Here is a 16,354-nt window from a genome sequence, read left to right as displayed (position 1 = left end):
AACCACAAATCGAGTGGGCAGGAAACATGGGCATGTGCCCACATGCCCATCACCGGGCGCGGCGCGAGAAGACCGAGATCAGCACCGGGAGCGTCACCAGGATGACGAGCGGGGCCAGCATCATGCCGGTGACGACCACGATCGCCAGCGGCTTTTGCACCTGCGAGCCGATCCCCTCCGACACCGCCGCCGGCAATAGGCCAACGCCCGCCACCACGCAGGTCATCAGCACCGGCCGGAGCTGCAATTCGCCGGTGCGGATCACCGCGCGGATCCGCTCATAGCCTTCATCGATCAGCTGGTTGTACTGCGACAGGATGATGATGCCGTCCATCACGGCGATGCCGAACAGCGCGATGAAGCCGATCGCCGCCGACACGCTGAAGGGAATGCCGGTGATGAACAATCCGAGCACGCCGCCGAAGATCGCCATAGGGATCACACTCATGGCGAGCAGCGTGTCGACCATCGAGCCGAAATTGAAGAACAAGAGCACGCCGATCAGGGCAAGGCTGATCGGGACCACGATCGACAGCCGCCGGATCGCGTCCTTGAGGTTGCCGAACTCGCCGACCCATTCGATCCTCGATCCCGGCGGAAGCTGGACCTGCTCGGCGACCTTGTCCTGCGCCTCATGGATCGCGCTGCCAAGGTCGCGGTTGCGCACCGAGAACTTGATCGGCAGATAGCGCTCCTGCCCCTCGCGGTAGATATAGGCGGCGCCCGAGATCAGGTTGATCGAGGCGACCTCGCTGAGCGGGATCTGCGAGATCGCCCCACCCTGCCCGGCGACGCCGATCCGCAAATTATGGATCGCCTCCGCGCTCTTGCGATATTCCGGCGCGAGGCGAACGATGATCGGGAAATGCCGGTCGCTGCCGGGTTCATAGAGATCGCCGGCGCTGTCGCCGCCGACCGCGACCTTGATGGTGGCGTTGATATCGCCGGGCGATAGCCCATAGCGCGCCGCCCGTGCGCGGTCGATATCGATCTGGATGGTCGGCTGGCCGAGCGAGGTGAACACGGCCAGATCCGTGACGCCCTGCACCGTGCCGAGCACGGATTTGATCTTGTTGGCGGTATCGGTCAGCGCCTGCAGATCGTTGCCGAACAGTTTTATCGAGTTCTCGCCTTTGACGCCCGACACCGCTTCCGAGACGTTGTCCTGCAGATATTGCGAGAAGTTGAATTCGACGCCGGGGAATTTGTCCTGCAGCTGTCCGAGCAGTTGGGCCGTCAGCTCGTCCTTGTCGCGGGTGCCGGGCCATTCGGTGATCGGCTTCAAGGGCGCGAAGAACTCGGCATTGAACAGGCCGGCGGCGTCGGTGCCGTCGTCCGGGCGGCCGTGCTGCGACACTACCGATTCCACCTCGGGCCGCGCGCGGATCATCTTGCGCATCTCGTTGACGTAGGCGTTGCCCTCCTGCAGCGAGATGGTCGGCGGCAGCGTGGCGCGGATCCACAAATTGCCTTCCTCCAGCTTGGGCAGGAATTCGAGGCCAAGCAGGCGCGCGAGCGCGATGGTGAGCAGCACCAGGCCTGCGGCACCGATCATGACGATCCGGCGGTTCGCAATCGCTCTTCTTAGAATCGGCATATAGAGCCAATGCAGGAACGCCATGATGCGGGTCTCGGTTTCCTGCATGTGCGCGGGCAGGATGATAGCACTCAACGCAGGCGTCACGGTGAAAGTCGCCAGCAGTCCGCCCGCGAGCGCATAGGCGTAGGTCCGCGCCATCGGGCCAAAGATGTTGCCTTCGACACCGCTCAGCGTGAACAGCGGCAGGAAGGCGGCGATGATGATGGCGGCGGCAAAGAAGATCGAGCGCGACACGTCGGCGGACGCGGACATGATGGCGTGGCTCTTCATGCCCATGGTGGTCTCGAACGAGATGTGGCTCTCCTCGGCCTCCGACAGTGCGGTGGTCTGCGTCAGGCGCCGGAAGATCGCCTCTACCATGATCACGGTGGCATCGACGATCAGTCCGAAATCGATCGCGCCGACCGATAAGAGATTGGCGGATTCGCCTCGCAGCACCAGGATGATGACGGCGAAGAACAGCGCGAACGGAATCGTCGCGCCGACGATCAGCGCGCTGCGGAGATCGCCGAGGAATATCCACTGTAGCAGCACGATGAGCAGTATCCCGACCACCATGTTGTGCAGCACGGTGTGGGTGGTGAGGTCGATCAGGTCCTTGCGATCGTAGATGCGCTCGATCTTCACGCCGGGCGGCAGGATCGAGGAATGGTTGATGTCGTGGACCAGCTTTTCGACGCGGGCAATCGTCGGCGAACTCTGCTCGCCGCGCCGCATCAGGACGATGCCCTGCACGATGTCGTCGTCCTGGTCGAGGCCGGCGATGCCGAGCCGCGGCTTCTCGCCGATCGTGACATGGGCGATGTCGCGAACCAGCACCGGGTTGCCGCCGGACTGCGACACCATGGTGTTGCTGAGGTCGTCGATCGAGCGGATCAGGCCGACGCCGCGCACCACGGCGGATTGCGCGCCGATGTTGACGGTGTTGCCGCCGACATTGATGTTGGCGTTGCCGACCGCCTGCAGCACCTGCGGCAGCGTCAGCCCATTGGCGACCAGCTTGTTGAAATCGACCTGCAGCTCATAGGTCTTGGTCTTGCCGCCCCAGCCGGTGACGTCGATGACGCCGGGCACGGCACGGAAGCGGCGCTGCAATACCCAGTCCTGCAGCGTCTTGAGGTCGAGCACGCTGTAGTTCGGCGGTCCCTTCAGCCGATAACGAAAAATCTCGCCGATCGGGCTGAGCGGCGAGATGGTCGGCTGCACATTGCCTGGCAGCGGCGGCAATTGTGCGAGGCGGTTCAGCACCTGCTGCAACGCCTCTTCATAGGTGTAGTCGAAGGAGAATTGCAGTTTGACGTCGGACAGGCCGTACAGCGAGATGGTTCTGATGGTGCGCAGGTTCTTGATGCCGGCGACCTGGGTCTCGATCGGGATCGTGATGTAGCGCTCGATCTCTTCCGACGACAGGCCCGGGCTCTGCGTCACGATGTCGACCATCGGCGGGGTCGGATCGGGATAGGCCTCGATGTTGAGCTGCTTGAATGCAAGCACGCCGCCAATCAGCACCGCGACGAACATGCCGACCATCAAATAACGGCGGCTGACAGCTAGGGCAATCAGGCGATCCATTCAGATCGAAGCTTTCAGTGAGGGGTCAGCTGCCGGACGCGGCACGGTCGATGAAAAGGGCGCCCTTGGTGACAATCTGCTCACCGGGCTTCAGATTGCCGACCACCTCGACGAGTTCGCCATTGGTGAGGCCGGGCTTGATCTGACGCAGTTCAATGGTCTTGTCCGGATGCGCGACCCAGATCCGGACCTGGTCGCCTTCATAGATCAGCGCCTGCTTCGGCACGCCGACCGCCGGACGGTCGCTCGCCGAATAGATCGTGACATTGGCGAACATTTCGGGCTTCAGCGTGCCGTTCTTGTTGTCGATGGTGGCGCGTACCAAAAGGCGCCGCGTCGCCGGATCGATCGCGGTGGCGACATAGTTGATCCGCGCCGTCAGCGAGCGTCCCGGCAGCGCCAGCACGTTAAAGGTCACGTCCTGCCCGATCGCGACGTTGGCGCAGTCGCTTTCGCGGACGAAGGCCGTGAGCCAGACGGTCGAGAGGTCGCCGATCACGTAGACGGGATCGCTTGCCCCGGCGTTGACGTACTGCCCGGGGCCGATCTTGCGCTGGACCACGGTGCCGGCGATCGGCGCGAAGATGGTGATCTCGGGGTTGATGCGGCCCTTCTCCTGGAAGGTCGCGATGTCTTCGTCGGTGAGGCCGAGCAGGCGCAGTTTGTTGCGCGCCGCCTGCAGCGCCGTTTCCGAGGAGCGCAGGTCGTTCTGCGCCTGGATCAGGGTTGCCTGGCTCTGCTGATAATCCTTCAGCGGAACGGCCTTGCCTTCGAACAGATCCTTGGCGCGCTGGCCCTGCAACTGCGCCAGATCGAGCGCGGACTTCGCCTTGTTCATCGCCGTCATCGCGGCGATGAAATCGTTTTGTGCCTGAACGTTGTCGGCGGCCTCGATCACGAACAGCGGCTGGCCCTTGACGACGCTGTCGCCCGGCTTGGCGAGCAACCGGGTGACGCGGCCGGCATAGGGCGAGAACACCGGCGTCGAGCGATCTTCGTCGATCGCGATCTTGCCTTCGGTGACGTGCTCGGCGCGGAAGCCGCGTTCGGTAACGGGTTGAATGGTCAGGCTGGCCCATTCCGCGGGGCTCGGCGCGTAGCGCTGGAGTCCTTTGCGGGACTGGCTCGAAATTTCGGAATGCCCGGCCTTGGTGCCCCCGATCTTCGAGAAGCCGTAGACGCCCGCGCCTGCAAGGCCGACCAGCGTCAGGATCATAGCCCAACGCTTCCGACTAAGCGGCTGCCAGCGCTTTGTAAATTCGTTCAGCATTTTGGCCCGGGCCACTCAGCGACGTTTTGCCTCACCTATCCGCTAATAGTGCGCAATTGGGCATTTAGACAACCTAAAAATCGAAACCGGGTTCGCGGTGAGGTTAAAGTTTGGAGAAATGCGGATGAATGACGGATGACCGCCTCATTCGCAGGAGGGCCATTGCGGTGAATGGCTGCCGAGCGGCATCGCCGGGCGATCCCAAAATGCCGGGGTTTTTGACAGAACCGCGGAATGCCTGACCGATCGCAGCGCACCAAAGCCGGAATCCATCGCCTCCATAAAAGGCATTACCGTTTCCCCCGTAAAATCCCGGGTATCCAGCCCGCCATCGATCCGTCCGAGATTCCAGAGCCAGCGTCCGGTCTGCGCCAAGGATACCTGGACGTGCCAACTGCCGCCTTCACGCGCCTGACGCGCTTTCGCCATCATGGCGCCGAACGCCATGAAGTAGCCGGTGGCGTGATCGAGCATCTGCGCCGGCAACTCCTTGGGACCATCGATGCCCACGGCCTGCCCCTCGGCATGGTTGAATCCGGTCGCCATCTGCACCAAGGAGTCGAAGCCGCGCCGCTCCGCCCACGGCCCGGCGGCACCGTACGCCGACAAGGTGACATAGATGATGCCGGGACTGATGCGCGCGGCATCTTCCGGCGAGAAGCCGAGGCGTGCGAGCGCGCGCGGGCGATAGCCCTGCGAAAAAATGTCGGCCGCCGCCAGCAGTTCGCGCAAGGCCGCCCGCCCCTCTTCGTTCTTGAGCTCGACAAAGCTGGTCAGTTTGCCGCGGCCGGTGTCGATGGTGAGCCAAGGGATTGCCGGCAGTTCGGGACCGGAGATCAGCAGCACGTCGGCGCCATGGGCGGCGAGCGTCCGCCCGGCCACCGGTCCTGCGATCACGCGCGATAGATCGAGCACGCGGATGCCGGCCAGCGGCCGCTCGCCGGGCGGCCAGGACTTTGGCGCAGCTTCGCCGATCTTCGTGATCGAGATCAGCGGCAATCCGGCGAGCGCTTTCGCCTGCGGCGTCGCCGACCATTTGTCCTGCGAACGCATGAAGGCGACGACGCCGCCATTCGCATAGGCGGCGGTTTCGAACGCTTCGCCCTCCCATTGCATCAGCGCGACCTGAACCGCCTCGCGGTCGGCCCGGCAATCGAGCACCTTGCAGACGGCGTCACGGTGGTGGGGAAAATTAGTGTGCAGCCGAACGAAGCCATCGCGGACCCTGTAGACGCCGGCGATGGCGTCCCAGGCCGGCGGCGGCGGCTTGCCATCGACGCGCAGATACCGCTCGCTGCGGCACTCGACCACGGCGTGGCGCATATCGACAGCGACCTCCTGCGCCTGCCCCTTCCGCATTTTCCAGATTTCGGCCGCGGCGAGCCCACTTGCCGCGATGCTGACCTGCGCGGCGGCGGCGACGCGAAACGAGGACGGCAGTTGCGGCTCCTCGCCGGTCAGCGTGACGGCATCGAGCGCGGACGCCTCGCCGCCGACGGAGGTCCAGATATCGGAAAGGATTTCGCGGGGGCTTTGCATCGGCGTGTCTCTTCCCTAGCTTGCAAAAGCTCTGCCCGAGCTCCAGAGGAGTTGCAATGGCTGCCATCGATCCCCTGACGGCAGGAGCCGTTCTGCTTGCGACCGCGGCAACGGACGCGGTCTATGTCATGTTCACCTCGGCGGTGGTGGCGCGCAAGCGCGTGCCGGCGGCGACCTGGAGCAGCATCTGGTATCTGCTCTCGTCCTACGCCGTCATCAGCTACACCGAGAACTGGGTCTACGTCGCCTTCGCCGCCCTCGGCTCCTGGCTCGGCGCCTACGCGACCATCACCTTCCTGCACCGCCCGCCCGGCGGCCCGCCGGTAGGCGCCGCGCCGGAGTGAGCCATTGCGAACGCAGCAATGACGCCGAGATAGTGCCGCACAATTCGACTGTCATCCTCCGCGCAGGCGGAGGATCCAGTACGCCGCGACTTCTCGATTCAATTACTGACGTCTCTGGAATACTGGATCACCCGCCTTCGCGGGTGACGACAACTGAGTTTGACGTTGTAATCTCGCAACATGAACTGCCCACGCGGTTTGCGCTTCGATGGCCTTCGCCGCTACAATGCGTGTGGACTCACACAAGGAAAAACAAAAATGGATTTGGGTTTGAAAGGCAGAAACGCCATCGTGCTCGGCGGCACGCGCGGCATCGGACGAGCGATTGCGGAGACGCTGGCGGGCGAAGGCGCAGGCGTCGCCGTCTGCGCGCGCAATGCCGAGCAGGTCGCGGCCACCGTTGCCGAGCTCAAGGCAAAGGGCGTGCGCGCGACCGGAACACCGCTCGATCTTACCGATGCGACAGCGCTGAAGGCATGGATCGCGGATGCGGCCGGCGAACTCGGCAGCATCGACATGCTGTTCTCCAACGCCGGCGCGATGGCGCAAGGCGGCGATCCCGCCTCCTGGGAGCAGAACTTTCGGCTCGACGTGCTCGGCGCGGTCAATGCGTTCGAGGCGGCACGGCCGTTTCTCGAGGCGAGCGGCGGCAAGACCGGCGATGCCGCCTTCATCATCATCTCGTCGATCTCGGCCGCGCAGGCCGACATCGCGAGCTCCTACGGCCCGATCAAGGCGGCGCTGATCCATATGGCCAAGGGCTTGGCGCGGCAGCACGCGGCTAAGAAAATCCGCGTCAACGTGGTGTCGCCCGGCACGGTCTATTTCAAGGGCGGCGTCTGGAACATGGTCGAGCGCGACATGCCCAAGCGCTACCAGGATGCGCTGGCGCGCAACCCGACCGGCCGGATGGCAACGCCGCAGGAGATCGCCAACGCGGCGGTGTTTTTGGCGAGCCCCGCCTCCTCCTTCACGACCGGCTCCAACCTCGTCGTCGACGGCGCGATTTCGAACCGGGTGAATTTCTAGCCACGGCTTTGGCTTGCCGTTCGCTCTCGGCCTCGCTAGTCTAATGCCATCAAGAAAGGAGGGCCGTGCGATGACGACGTTTTTCCGGCACTATCGCCAGCATGGCCCGGGTCACGCCCTGCAAATGCGTTTGCAGGGCTGACCAGACAATTTTCCAAAAACGTCTTCTGGCAAAACGTCTTCTGGCAAAACGTCTTTCTGGTCTGCCCTCGTGGCCGTGCGGTGTCGCGCCTCTTGAATTCGCGCCCGCATTTCAATCAACCGCCGCGCTTCGACACCGACGTTCGATGATGGCCGCTGGCCACCGAACGTCGTGCTCGCCGGCAGGACCAGAGAACGATCATGACGCTCATCACCCTCCGCAATCTCGGCGTGACGCTGCGTGCGCCGCTGTTTTCCCGGCTTAACCTGACGATCAATCCCGGCGACCGGATCGGGCTCGTCGCCGCCAATGGCCGCGGCAAGTCCACCTTGCTGCGCTGCATGGCGGCTACCATGGAGGCCAGCGAAGGCGAGATCATCCGCTCGCGCGGGCTGACCGTCGGCCATGTCGAGCAGAACGTGCCAATGGCGCTGCTGGATATGCCGCTCCATGCCGCCGTGCTCGATCTATTGTCCGGTGAAGAACGCGCCAACGAACGCTGGCGGGTGGATGTTGTACTCGATTCGCTTGGCGTGCCCGATGCGCTGCGGGACAAGCCGTTGAAGCATTTGAGCGGCGGTTGGCAACGGTTGGCGATGATCGCCCGCGTGCTGATGATGGACGCCGACGTGCTGCTGCTCGACGAGCCGACCAACCATCTCGACCTCGCCCGGATCGGCCAGCTCGAAAACTGGATTAATGCGCTGCCGCGCGAGATACCGGTCGTGATTTCCAGCCATGACCGCGCCTTTCTCGATGCGACGACGAACCGGACGCTGTTCCTGCGTCCGGAGCAGTCGCAGGCGTATTCATTGCCCTACACACGGGCACGCGCCGCGCTCCGCGAAGCCGATGCATCGGACGAGCGGCGCTACCAAAACGATCTGAAAACCGCGCAGAAGCTTCGCCAGCAGGCCGCCAAGCTCAACAATATCGGCATCAATTCCGGTAGCGACCTGCTGCTGTCGAAGACGAGGCAGTTGAAAGCGCGCGCCGAAAAGCTCGAAGACACGGCGCAGCCCGCGCATCTCGAACGCTCGGCCGGCACAATCCGGCTGGCCAATCGCGGCACCCACGCCAAGGTCCTGGTGACGCTGGACGATGCGGCCGTCGAGACGCCGAACGGCAAACTGCTATTCAAGACCGGCAAACAGTTCATCTGCAAGCAAGACCGTATCGTGCTGCTCGGGGCGAACGGCGCCGGCAAGACCCGGCTTGTCACCCTCGTGCGTGCGGCGATCGAGAATCCGGGCGCAGTGCATGCCGGCATCAAGGCCACGCAGTCGCTGGTTCTCGGCTACGGCGACCAGGCCCTCGCCGATCTCAGGGATAACGATACGCCGATGCGCACGGTCGCTGCCCGGTTCGCGGTCGGCGATCAGCGGGCGCGCACGCTGCTGGCCGGCGCCGGCCTCTCGGTGGAAATGCAGGCTCGCCCGATCGGCCAGCTTTCCGGCGGACAGAAGGCCCGCCTCGGCATGCTGTTGCTGCGGCTGGCTGAACCGAACTTCTACCTGCTCGATGAACCGACCAACCATCTGGACATCGAAGGACAGGAAGCTTTGGAGGAGGAATTGATCGGCCGCCAGGCAAGCTGTCTTCTGGTGTCGCATGACCGCAGTTTCGTGCGTGCGGTCGGCAACCGGTTCTGGCTGATCGAAAGGAAGAGGCTGGTCGAGGTGGATGGGCCTGAGGCGTTCTTCGCCGCGGCCGGTGCGTGAGGCGATGTGTCGTGTGCAGGCGGCCGTAGGGTGGGCAAAGGCGCGCTTGCGCCGTGCCCACCATCAAGCAGCAGGAGTCGCTGATAGATGGTGGGCACGCTACGCTTTGCCCACCCTACGATTCCGGAATGATGAAACTACTTGATCGTCTCCACGCCGGCCTTGCAGGCCACCGCGTCCTGGTCGCCGGTAGCGCCGCTGCAACCAATCGCGCCGATAATCTTGCCGCCCTCGATCAGCGGAAAGCCGCCGGGTGATCCGGCTGGCGGAGGCGACTCCAATGTGATGATGTAGGCGCCGGCTGGTGTCTGCAGCACGTTGTTGATGTTCTGGGTCGGGCGTCGATAGCGAGCCGACGTGCGCGCCTTGTTCTGGGAAATCACCACCGACGCCTGCTGGGTGCTGTCCATCTTGTAGAAGTAGACGAGCTCGCCATGGGTATCGACGACGGAAATCGCGAGCTTCCAGTTGCGCGGAGATTTGGTGGCCTCGGCAAGCACTGCCTTGACGACCTCGGCGGCGCGATCGACGGTGATCGAATTTCCATAGGGGACATCGAACGGCATCTGGTCGGGCACCGCCGGCGCGGGCGGCGGGGCCGATTGCTGGGCTTCAGCCTGACCGCAGACAGTTACCGCGGCGCATGCCGCAAGAATCGCCAAACTATTCCGACGCATGACTTCCTCCCAAGTGATTTGAGGGTGTTGGTTTTGTTGCGCCGGGCTTCCCCCATGCCGTCCCGGGCTGCCGCAGACAGTAGGCGTTTTCCGGGTTGGTTGAAACTGCATTCGGACGCGCGGTCTGCGCGCACTGCGGGCAGCTTTCTGCAGCTGCGAAATCGTCGGCGTCCGGCGATGCCAACCGGACGTAAACCGGGCCAGCCTGGTTGCGCGTGCAGGGCTTACAACCTCGCCAATCGAAGCGGTCAATTTGAATCAATAGGCTAAGGGAACTTTACGAAGTTGCATTCACTATGAGGCCCGCTTCGACGACCCAGCCGACTGGGTCAAACGACGGATGGGCAGGACATGATTGTCGACGAACAAAGGACAAAGGTGCAGCGCGAGCCGCGGCGTCAATTGCGCAAGCGGCCGACATGGATGACGATCGACAACGGGGTGACGAAGATCGAATGCATCGTCCTCGACGTCTCGCCCGGCGGCGCCAAGATCGTGACCGACGCCGCGTTCGATATCAGGGACAGCTTCGAACTGGCGCTGGTGCCCGAACATTCGACACGCCAGTCCTGCGAAGTGGTCTGGCGCCGGGGAAAGACCTACGGCGTGAAGTTCCTGGCCTGACAGGGCGCGTCTTCGCCGCTGCGTAAGCGCTGTGGCTCCTTCCGTGGCCTCGTGGTTCGAGACGGCGCTAGCGCGCCTCCTCACCATGAGGGGAGCCAATTATTCCGCGGCAACCATCAATTCTTCCGCAAGCATTGGTCTTAGACCCTCATCCTGAGGAGCGGCGTATTCGCCGCGTCTCGAAGGATGAAGGCCCCGACTGTCATAATTGCCCGCCTGCTCTCATCGTGATTGGCCTCGACACATGACTGTATTATTACAGTTAAATGTCAGTTCGATTACAGCGGAGCGGCGAATGAGCTTGGAATGGCAGGCACGGTCAGGTTCCCTGGCCTGGTCGAACCCTGTGGCCCGGTGGTGGGGCCTGTTGACCCTGGTCAGCGGCGTCAACATCGCCGTCTGGTTCGTGCTCTATCGCGAGCTTCCGGTGGCGCCGGCCGGGACCGCCGGCAGCTCATCGAGCATCGGCATCATGCTGCTGTTCTGCGCGGCCTATGTGTTCGGCTGCGCCTTCCGCTCGCTCCTGCCGCGCGCGGATGTGCAGCGGATCTGCCTGTTCGACACCTGGCTGTCGAGCGTCATGGTCGGCCGTTCGGTGGCGACGGTTGCCGAGGTCTGCTTCGTGGTGCAGTGGGCGATCATCCTGCATCATCTCGGCACCATGACCGGCGCGGATACCGTCGTGAATGTCGCATGGCTGATCGTGCCGCTGATCCTGATCGCGGAATGCCTGTCATGGTATGCGGTGCTGACCCGAAACTATCTCGGCAACGCGATCGAGAATTCGCTGTGGGCGGTCGCCTTCTTCGCCATCGGCGTCGCGCTGTGCCGGCTGCTGCCGGAGTTCACCGGCATCGTGCGCGCAATCCTCATCGTCGCCATCGCCGGCATCGCCTGCTTCCTGGCGTTTCTGATGACGATCGACGTGCCGATGTACCTCAAGCGCTGGCGCACCGGCGACGCCGACGGCGACAAGCGCCTGACGCCGCGCGAGGGCCTGCGCGACGTGGCGACGCGCTGGGTGGTGACGCATGACCACGCCGAGTGGAAGGAAGAGATGACCTGGATGGCGCTCTATTTCAGCCTGGCGGTCTGGTCGAGCCTTGCACTGTGCGTGTTCTATTCGCTCCAGCATCACCTGCCGCATTACCGAACCGATGCCGTGATCGCCAGTGAAGTATCGAGCGTGCCTGGCGGCGGCAGCCATCGGTAGCGACAACCTGCCCTGAAACTTTACGCCGCGCTGCCGCGTTACCCGCAGATTGCGCGGCATTTTCATTTCAAAGGGCAGGCTTTGGACCGGTTTCAAATAGGCGTTCATTTTGTCGCGTTGGCGGCAGCTTTTGCGCTCGCCGTTCCGATCGGCTGGGACCGAGAGAAGCGCGCGCGCAGCGCCGGCCTTCGCACCTTTCCGCTGGTCGCGCTGGCAAGCTGCGGCTTCGTGCAGGCCAGCGAACAATTGATGGTAAATTCTCCCGACGGCATGTCGAAGGTGATCGAAGGGGTGATCACCGGCATCGGCTTCATCGGCGGCGGCGCGATCCTCAAGCAGGGCACCACCGTACAGGGTACGGCGACGGCCGCCAGCCTGTGGGCGACAGGTGCAATCGGCGTTGCCGTCGGGCTTGGCAGCTACGACGTCGCGGTGACGATCGCGGCCTTCACCTTCCTGACGCTGCGGCTGCTCACGCTGGTGAAGGAAGAGCGCGATCTGCAGATCGGCCAGGACGGCGAGAGCGAGGAGAAGAAGGATTGAGTGGCGGCCCGGTGAGTCGCGGTTGGATCGTACCGGCAGCGGCCCACGCGGGGTTCAACGCCGCACGAACAATCAGCGCACGGGATACGTAACAGTCACCGCACCGTGAGGGTATTTCGTCGCCGGGGGCGGCATGAAATGTTCCTTCGCCGGCACGAAGCCATTTTCCCAGCCGGCGAAGAGATCCGGAAACGAAGCCGTTGTAGCCTGCCCCCTGATCAGACATTGGAGTCGATCATGCGGGCGCTCATCGACATGCTCTACCGGGAATATTGTCTGGCTCGATTGCAGGAGATGCGCAGGGTCACCCTCACTCGATGAAGTCGAGCAATCTGTCGCAGCCAGGATCTGCGGGCTTGCGGTGAGCCGCAATCAGGAATCATCTTGTTGAATGGAGATCGAAGGAGAAGGTTATGCAGCCATCGATAGACGATCTGCTGATCCGCCAGATTAGTGCGCTGGTATCCGCGACCGCCGATGCAGCGTCGACCAGCAAGGAACACGTCCCGTTCATGGAGGCGAGGCTCTACGATGCGGTGGCTGCACATTGCGCTGAAAAGCAGCGGCTCGCAGCCATGTTTACGAAAAGTGGCGCCGGAACGGTGCCGAGGGGACTGATCTACTGGTAGGCCCGAAGACGGCGGACCAACCGAGAGGAATCCCTCGCGCGCAGCTGTGCGTTGGCTCGCCCGACGACCGGCATTGCCCCTAGCCAGTCAAAACCGTACCGCGCAAACGCCGGCTAAGCGTCGGCGTGGCCGCTAGCAGTTGCTGCAGTGCAACTGCAGGACTCCGGTGCTGAGCTACCCCACTACCCCATCAGCTCATCGGGCGCTCCCCTCGGCAAGCACTCCGCGGGGTACGCCGCCAAATCGTCACCTTAGCGGCGAATTGCAGGCGAAATAATCAAGGACGAGTTTCCGATGTGGAACCGGGGCCCTCTCTGGTGCGTATCCCCAGAGTTGGTACGAGGCCTCACGGATGAGCAGCTCAAGTCTTGCCCTAGTCAATCTTCGGGCCGCTGTCATCCTGATCGTGCTGGCTTTCCATTCGGTGCTGCCCTACCTCGCATTCCTGCCGCCCACCCCATATCCGTTCGACCAGCCCCCTTATCTGTGGCTGGCTTTTCCGATCATTGATAGTCAACGCTGGTTCGGCTTCGACCTGTTCTGCGCCTGGCAGGACGTCGGCCTGATGAGCCTGATGTTTTTCCTTTCCGGCCTGTTCGTGCCGTCGAGCTTGGCCGGCAAGGGAAGCCGGAAATTCCTGTCCGACCGCCTGCTGCGTATCGGCTTGCCGATGGCGCTGGCCGTGATTTTTCTTTCGCCGCTTGCCTATTACGCCGCCTATCGCACGACGGCGGTCGATCCCGGCCTCGACGCCTTTTGGCAAAGTTGGCTCGCGCTGCCGTTCTGGCCGTGCGGACCGCAGTGGTTCCTGGGACAGCTTGTCGCGTTCAATATTCTCGCGGCCGGCATCCACCGCTTCATACCGGGATGGAATTTCCGTCTTGCTCGGCTGGCGGCCCTCGCGGATGAGAATCCGGTGCGGTTCGGCGCCGGTTTTGCCGCTATCTCCGCAGCGGCCTACATTCCCCTGCTGCTGACTTATTCTCCGTTCGCATGGATCAATGTCGGCCCGATGGCTTTTCAGCCCACCCGCCCGTTGCACTATCTCGCCTATTTCCTAGCCGGCATGGCGGTCGGGGCGCATGGCCTTGATCGTGGCCTGCTCCGCCCCGACGGGATTCTGGCGCAGCGCTGGATCGTATGGCTCGCCGCAGCTTTTGCCAGCTTCCTGCTGTGGGCTGCGGCGACGTCGGCGACACTGCCGGATTGGGAGAATGCTCCCCTCGCCGCGAAACTGGCGACAGGCACAGGTTTTGCCGTCGCATGTGCGACGAGTTGTCTCTGCTCGCTGGCGATCTGCTTGCGCTTTGCGCATTGGCGCGCGCGGGCGTTCGACAGTCTCTCGGCCAATGCCTACCGCATATATCTGATCCACTACGTATTCGCCGTCTGGCTGCAATACGCGCTGCTCGGCATCGGCTTGTTTGCAATCGGCAAGGCCGTGATCGTATTCTGCGGGACGCTGATCGCGAGTTGGTCCATGGCCGCTGCACTCGGCGGCGCGCTGCCCGTCCTGCGACCGCGCGAGACCGTACGGGAAGCGCGCGGCGCATGAAGAGCGAACCGCATTACGGACAAGGTAATCGAGCCCCAACAGCATGCCATTGGTTTTCACCCTCGCCTTCCGGAATTTATTTCATGACCGGCTGCGGCTCACGGCCACGGTGATCGGGATCGTGTTTTCCATCGTTCTGGTGACCATCCAGATGGGTCTCTATCTCGGCTTTGGGCGCATGGTGACGACGATGATCGACCACGCCTCGGCCGATCTCTGGATCATGCCACGCGGAACGAAGTGCTTCGAGGATCCGTCCCTGCTGAACACACGTGATCGCTATCGCGCGCTTGCCATCAACGGCGTGGCCGACGTCATCCCTCTGGTGATCGGATTTGCAGATTGGCGCATGCCGAGCGGTGCGATGACGCCGGTTTTCGTCGTCGGTTCAGATCTGCGGACGGGCGGCCTGCAGCCATGGGACGTGGTGGACGGCCAGATCGAGGCGCTGTCGAGCCCGAAAGCGGTCGCAGTCGACAGGAGCTATTTCGATCGTCTTGGAATCTCCGGGGTTGGGGCGACCGCTGAAATCCGGCAGCAGCCCGTGCGCGTGGCGGCCGTGACGAGCGGCATCCGCTCATTCACCACCACTCCATTCGTTTTCATGGACGTCGATCGCGCGCGGACGCACACGGGCGTTCCGCCCGGCAAAGCCACCTATCTTCTCATCCGCCTGACCGCCGATGCGAATCTCGATCATGTTCGTCGTCAATTGACGTCCGATATCACTGACGTCGAAATTCTGACCTCGGCCGAGTTTCGTGACCGCAGCCGCACCTTCTGGCTATTCAGCACCGGCGCCGGTGCGGCGCTGTTCGCAGGCGCCCTGCTCGGCGTGATCGTCGGCACCGTCGTCGTCGCCCAGACGCTCTATGCCAGCACGAAAGAGCACCTGAACGAATTTGCCACCCTGCGCGCCATGGGCTCTTCCCGGGAATATATCTACAAGGTGATCGTCTGGCAGGCACTACTCAGCGCCATCATCGGCTTCTCGATCGCCGCGCTCGTCAGCGACGTCGTCGTGCGAATAACGGCGGCGACTGCGCTCCCGATCGTCATCACGCCCTGGCTGGTTGGCGGCCTGTTTGTGCTGACCATCGTCATGTGCATCGGATCATCCATTGCTGCGATCGTTCAGGTCACGCGCATCGACCCGGCCATGGTGTTCACGCGATGACCGAACCATTGCTCGAGGCGGTGAACGTAACGAAGGATCTTGGCACCGGCGCTGCGAAAGTGGCGGCGCTCAAGGGCGTCAGCCTGGCGCTCAAGGGCGGCGAGCTGACACTGCTGATGGGCCCCTCCGGGAGCGGCAAGACCACGCTGTTGTCGATTCTCGGCTGCATGCTGACGCCGACGGCCGGAACGGTTCGCATCCGCCAACACGCAATTGCGGGCGCTGAGCCCGAGGATCTGGCTCGTCTCAGGCGCGAGCATGTCGGCTTCATCTTCCAGTCGTTTCATCTGTTTCCAACCCTGTCTGCGACCGACAATGTGAGGATGGCGCTCGACGTCCGCGGCGAGCCCTCGAGGGCGGCGAGAGCGAGATCGCGTGAGGCGTTGGCCGAAGTCGGCCTGACCCACAAGATAAAGGCGTATCCGCGTGAACTCAGCGGCGGTGAGCAACAGCGCGTCGCGATCGCCCGGGCCATTGTCGGAAATCCGTCCATCATTCTTGCCGACGAGCCGACCGCCGCGCTCGATGGCGAGAACGGTCAGGCAATCATGAGAATACTCGCTGGAGTCGCCAGGGAACGCGAACGCGCCGTGCTGATCGTGACACATGACCCGCGGCTGTTGCCTTTTGCGGATCGCGTCGTCCATATCGAGGATGGACGGATCATTGATGAGCAGCGCGGCAAACTGCAATGAATGTGTGAAAGGCTGGAGGACCGT

14 protein-coding genes are annotated in these 16,354 nt (G+C 63.2%); 10 read left to right on the top strand and 4 right to left on the bottom strand.

Annotated elements, in window-relative coordinates; genetic code table 11:
* Positions 1–49 precede the first annotated feature (49 nt).
* From QA643_RS12610 to QA643_RS12600, 3 genes are all read right to left on the bottom strand, one after another.
* Positions 50–3,172 (bottom strand): CusA/CzcA family heavy metal efflux RND transporter, encoded by a 3,123-nt coding sequence (locus QA643_RS12610; RefSeq protein ID WP_283033480.1) that lies wholly within the window; start codon positions 3,170–3,172, stop codon positions 50–52.
* Between the two features lie 25 nt (positions 3,173–3,197).
* Positions 3,198–4,442 carry an efflux RND transporter periplasmic adaptor subunit gene (locus tag QA643_RS12605; RefSeq protein ID WP_283033479.1) on the bottom strand — a complete coding sequence of 415 codons (1,245 nt, stop codon included), beginning with the start codon at positions 4,440–4,442 and terminating at the stop codon, positions 3,198–3,200.
* 144 nt (positions 4,443–4,586) lie between these two features.
* Positions 4,587–5,981, bottom strand: a complete 1,395-nt coding sequence (locus QA643_RS12600; RefSeq protein WP_283033478.1) for a CoA transferase — start codon at positions 5,979–5,981, stop codon at positions 4,587–4,589.
* A gap of 56 nt (positions 5,982–6,037) precedes the next feature.
* Between QA643_RS12600 and QA643_RS12595 the strand changes: the two genes are divergently transcribed.
* The 3 genes from QA643_RS12595 (at position 6,038) to QA643_RS12585 (ending at position 9,217) form a co-directional block, all read left to right on the top strand.
* Entirely contained in the window at positions 6,038–6,325 is a 288-nt protein-coding gene (locus QA643_RS12595; RefSeq protein ID WP_283033477.1) for a hypothetical protein, read from the top strand.
* Positions 6,326–6,583: 258 nt separating this feature from the next.
* On the top strand, positions 6,584–7,354 hold the full coding sequence (locus QA643_RS12590) for an SDR family oxidoreductase (protein WP_283033476.1): 771 nt from the start codon (positions 6,584–6,586) through the stop codon (positions 7,352–7,354).
* Between the two features lie 342 nt (positions 7,355–7,696).
* Positions 7,697–9,217: an ABC-F family ATP-binding cassette domain-containing protein gene (locus tag QA643_RS12585; RefSeq protein WP_283033475.1), complete on the top strand. Its 1,521-nt coding sequence runs from the start codon at positions 7,697–7,699 to the stop codon at positions 9,215–9,217.
* 137 nt (positions 9,218–9,354) lie between these two features.
* Here QA643_RS12585 and QA643_RS12580 read toward each other — a convergent pair whose 3' ends face one another.
* Positions 9,355–9,894: a heme-binding protein gene (locus QA643_RS12580; RefSeq protein ID WP_283033474.1), complete on the bottom strand. Its 540-nt coding sequence runs from the start codon at positions 9,892–9,894 to the stop codon at positions 9,355–9,357.
* Positions 9,895–10,245: 351 nt separating this feature from the next.
* Here QA643_RS12580 and QA643_RS12575 point away from each other — a divergent pair, with 351 nt between their 5' ends.
* From QA643_RS12575 to QA643_RS12545, 7 genes are all read left to right on the top strand, one after another.
* Positions 10,246–10,518 carry a PilZ domain-containing protein gene (locus tag QA643_RS12575; RefSeq protein WP_283033473.1) on the top strand — a complete coding sequence of 91 codons (273 nt, stop codon included), beginning with the start codon at positions 10,246–10,248 and terminating at the stop codon, positions 10,516–10,518.
* Between the two features lie 295 nt (positions 10,519–10,813).
* The gene (locus QA643_RS12570) at positions 10,814–11,731 is read left to right on the top strand and encodes a hypothetical protein (RefSeq protein ID WP_283033472.1); all 918 of its coding nucleotides are present in this window, start codon (positions 10,814–10,816) and stop codon (positions 11,729–11,731) included.
* Between the two features lie 81 nt (positions 11,732–11,812).
* On the top strand, positions 11,813–12,274 hold the full coding sequence (locus QA643_RS12565; protein ID WP_283033471.1) for an MgtC/SapB family protein: 462 nt from the start codon (positions 11,813–11,815) through the stop codon (positions 12,272–12,274).
* A 413-nt stretch (positions 12,275–12,687) separates the two neighbouring features.
* The gene (locus QA643_RS12560) at positions 12,688–12,903 is read left to right on the top strand and encodes a hypothetical protein (RefSeq protein ID WP_283033470.1); all 216 of its coding nucleotides are present in this window, start codon (positions 12,688–12,690) and stop codon (positions 12,901–12,903) included.
* Between the two features lie 352 nt (positions 12,904–13,255).
* The gene (locus QA643_RS12555; RefSeq protein WP_283033469.1) at positions 13,256–14,458 is read left to right on the top strand and encodes an acyltransferase; all 1,203 of its coding nucleotides are present in this window, start codon (positions 13,256–13,258) and stop codon (positions 14,456–14,458) included.
* 43 nt (positions 14,459–14,501) lie between these two features.
* The gene (locus tag QA643_RS12550; protein WP_283033468.1) at positions 14,502–15,635 is read left to right on the top strand and encodes an ABC transporter permease; all 1,134 of its coding nucleotides are present in this window, start codon (positions 14,502–14,504) and stop codon (positions 15,633–15,635) included.
* Entirely contained in the window at positions 15,632–16,330 is a 699-nt protein-coding gene (locus QA643_RS12545) for an ABC transporter ATP-binding protein (RefSeq protein WP_283033467.1), read from the top strand. The genes QA643_RS12550 and QA643_RS12545 overlap by 4 nt, the downstream gene beginning before the upstream one ends.
* Positions 16,331–16,354: the final 24 nt, after the last annotated feature.

The organism is Bradyrhizobium sp. CB3481, from assembly GCF_029714305.1.
GTDB lineage: Bacteria > Pseudomonadota > Alphaproteobacteria > Rhizobiales > Xanthobacteraceae > Bradyrhizobium.
Note: the sequence above shows the minus strand (reverse complement) of the source record. Positions and strands in the feature narration are given on the sequence as shown.

Bases quoted from the DNA above. Each gene is read 5' to 3' on its own strand.
- QA643_RS12610 (WP_283033480.1), bottom strand. From the start codon at position 3,172: ATGGATCGCCTGATTGCCCTAGCTGTCAGCCGCCGTTATTTGATGGTC.
- QA643_RS12605 (WP_283033479.1), bottom strand. From the start codon at position 4,442: ATGCTGAACGAATTTACAAAGCGCTGGCAGCCGCTTAGTCGGAAGCGT.
- QA643_RS12600 (WP_283033478.1), bottom strand. From the start codon at position 5,981: ATGCAAAGCCCCCGCGAAATCCTTTCCGATATCTGGACCTCCGTCGGC.
- QA643_RS12595 (WP_283033477.1), top strand. From the start codon at position 6,038: ATGGCTGCCATCGATCCCCTGACGGCAGGAGCCGTTCTGCTTGCGACC.
- QA643_RS12590 (WP_283033476.1), top strand. From the start codon at position 6,584: ATGGATTTGGGTTTGAAAGGCAGAAACGCCATCGTGCTCGGCGGCACG.
- QA643_RS12585 (WP_283033475.1), top strand. From the start codon at position 7,697: ATGACGCTCATCACCCTCCGCAATCTCGGCGTGACGCTGCGTGCGCCG.
- QA643_RS12580 (WP_283033474.1), bottom strand. From the start codon at position 9,894: ATGCGTCGGAATAGTTTGGCGATTCTTGCGGCATGCGCCGCGGTAACT.
- QA643_RS12575 (WP_283033473.1), top strand. From the start codon at position 10,246: ATGATTGTCGACGAACAAAGGACAAAGGTGCAGCGCGAGCCGCGGCGT.
- QA643_RS12570 (WP_283033472.1), top strand. From the start codon at position 10,814: ATGAGCTTGGAATGGCAGGCACGGTCAGGTTCCCTGGCCTGGTCGAAC.
- QA643_RS12560 (WP_283033470.1), top strand. From the start codon at position 12,688: ATGCAGCCATCGATAGACGATCTGCTGATCCGCCAGATTAGTGCGCTG.
- QA643_RS12555 (WP_283033469.1), top strand. From the start codon at position 13,256: ATGAGCAGCTCAAGTCTTGCCCTAGTCAATCTTCGGGCCGCTGTCATC.
- QA643_RS12550 (WP_283033468.1), top strand. From the start codon at position 14,502: ATGCCATTGGTTTTCACCCTCGCCTTCCGGAATTTATTTCATGACCGG.
- QA643_RS12545 (WP_283033467.1), top strand. From the start codon at position 15,632: ATGACCGAACCATTGCTCGAGGCGGTGAACGTAACGAAGGATCTTGGC.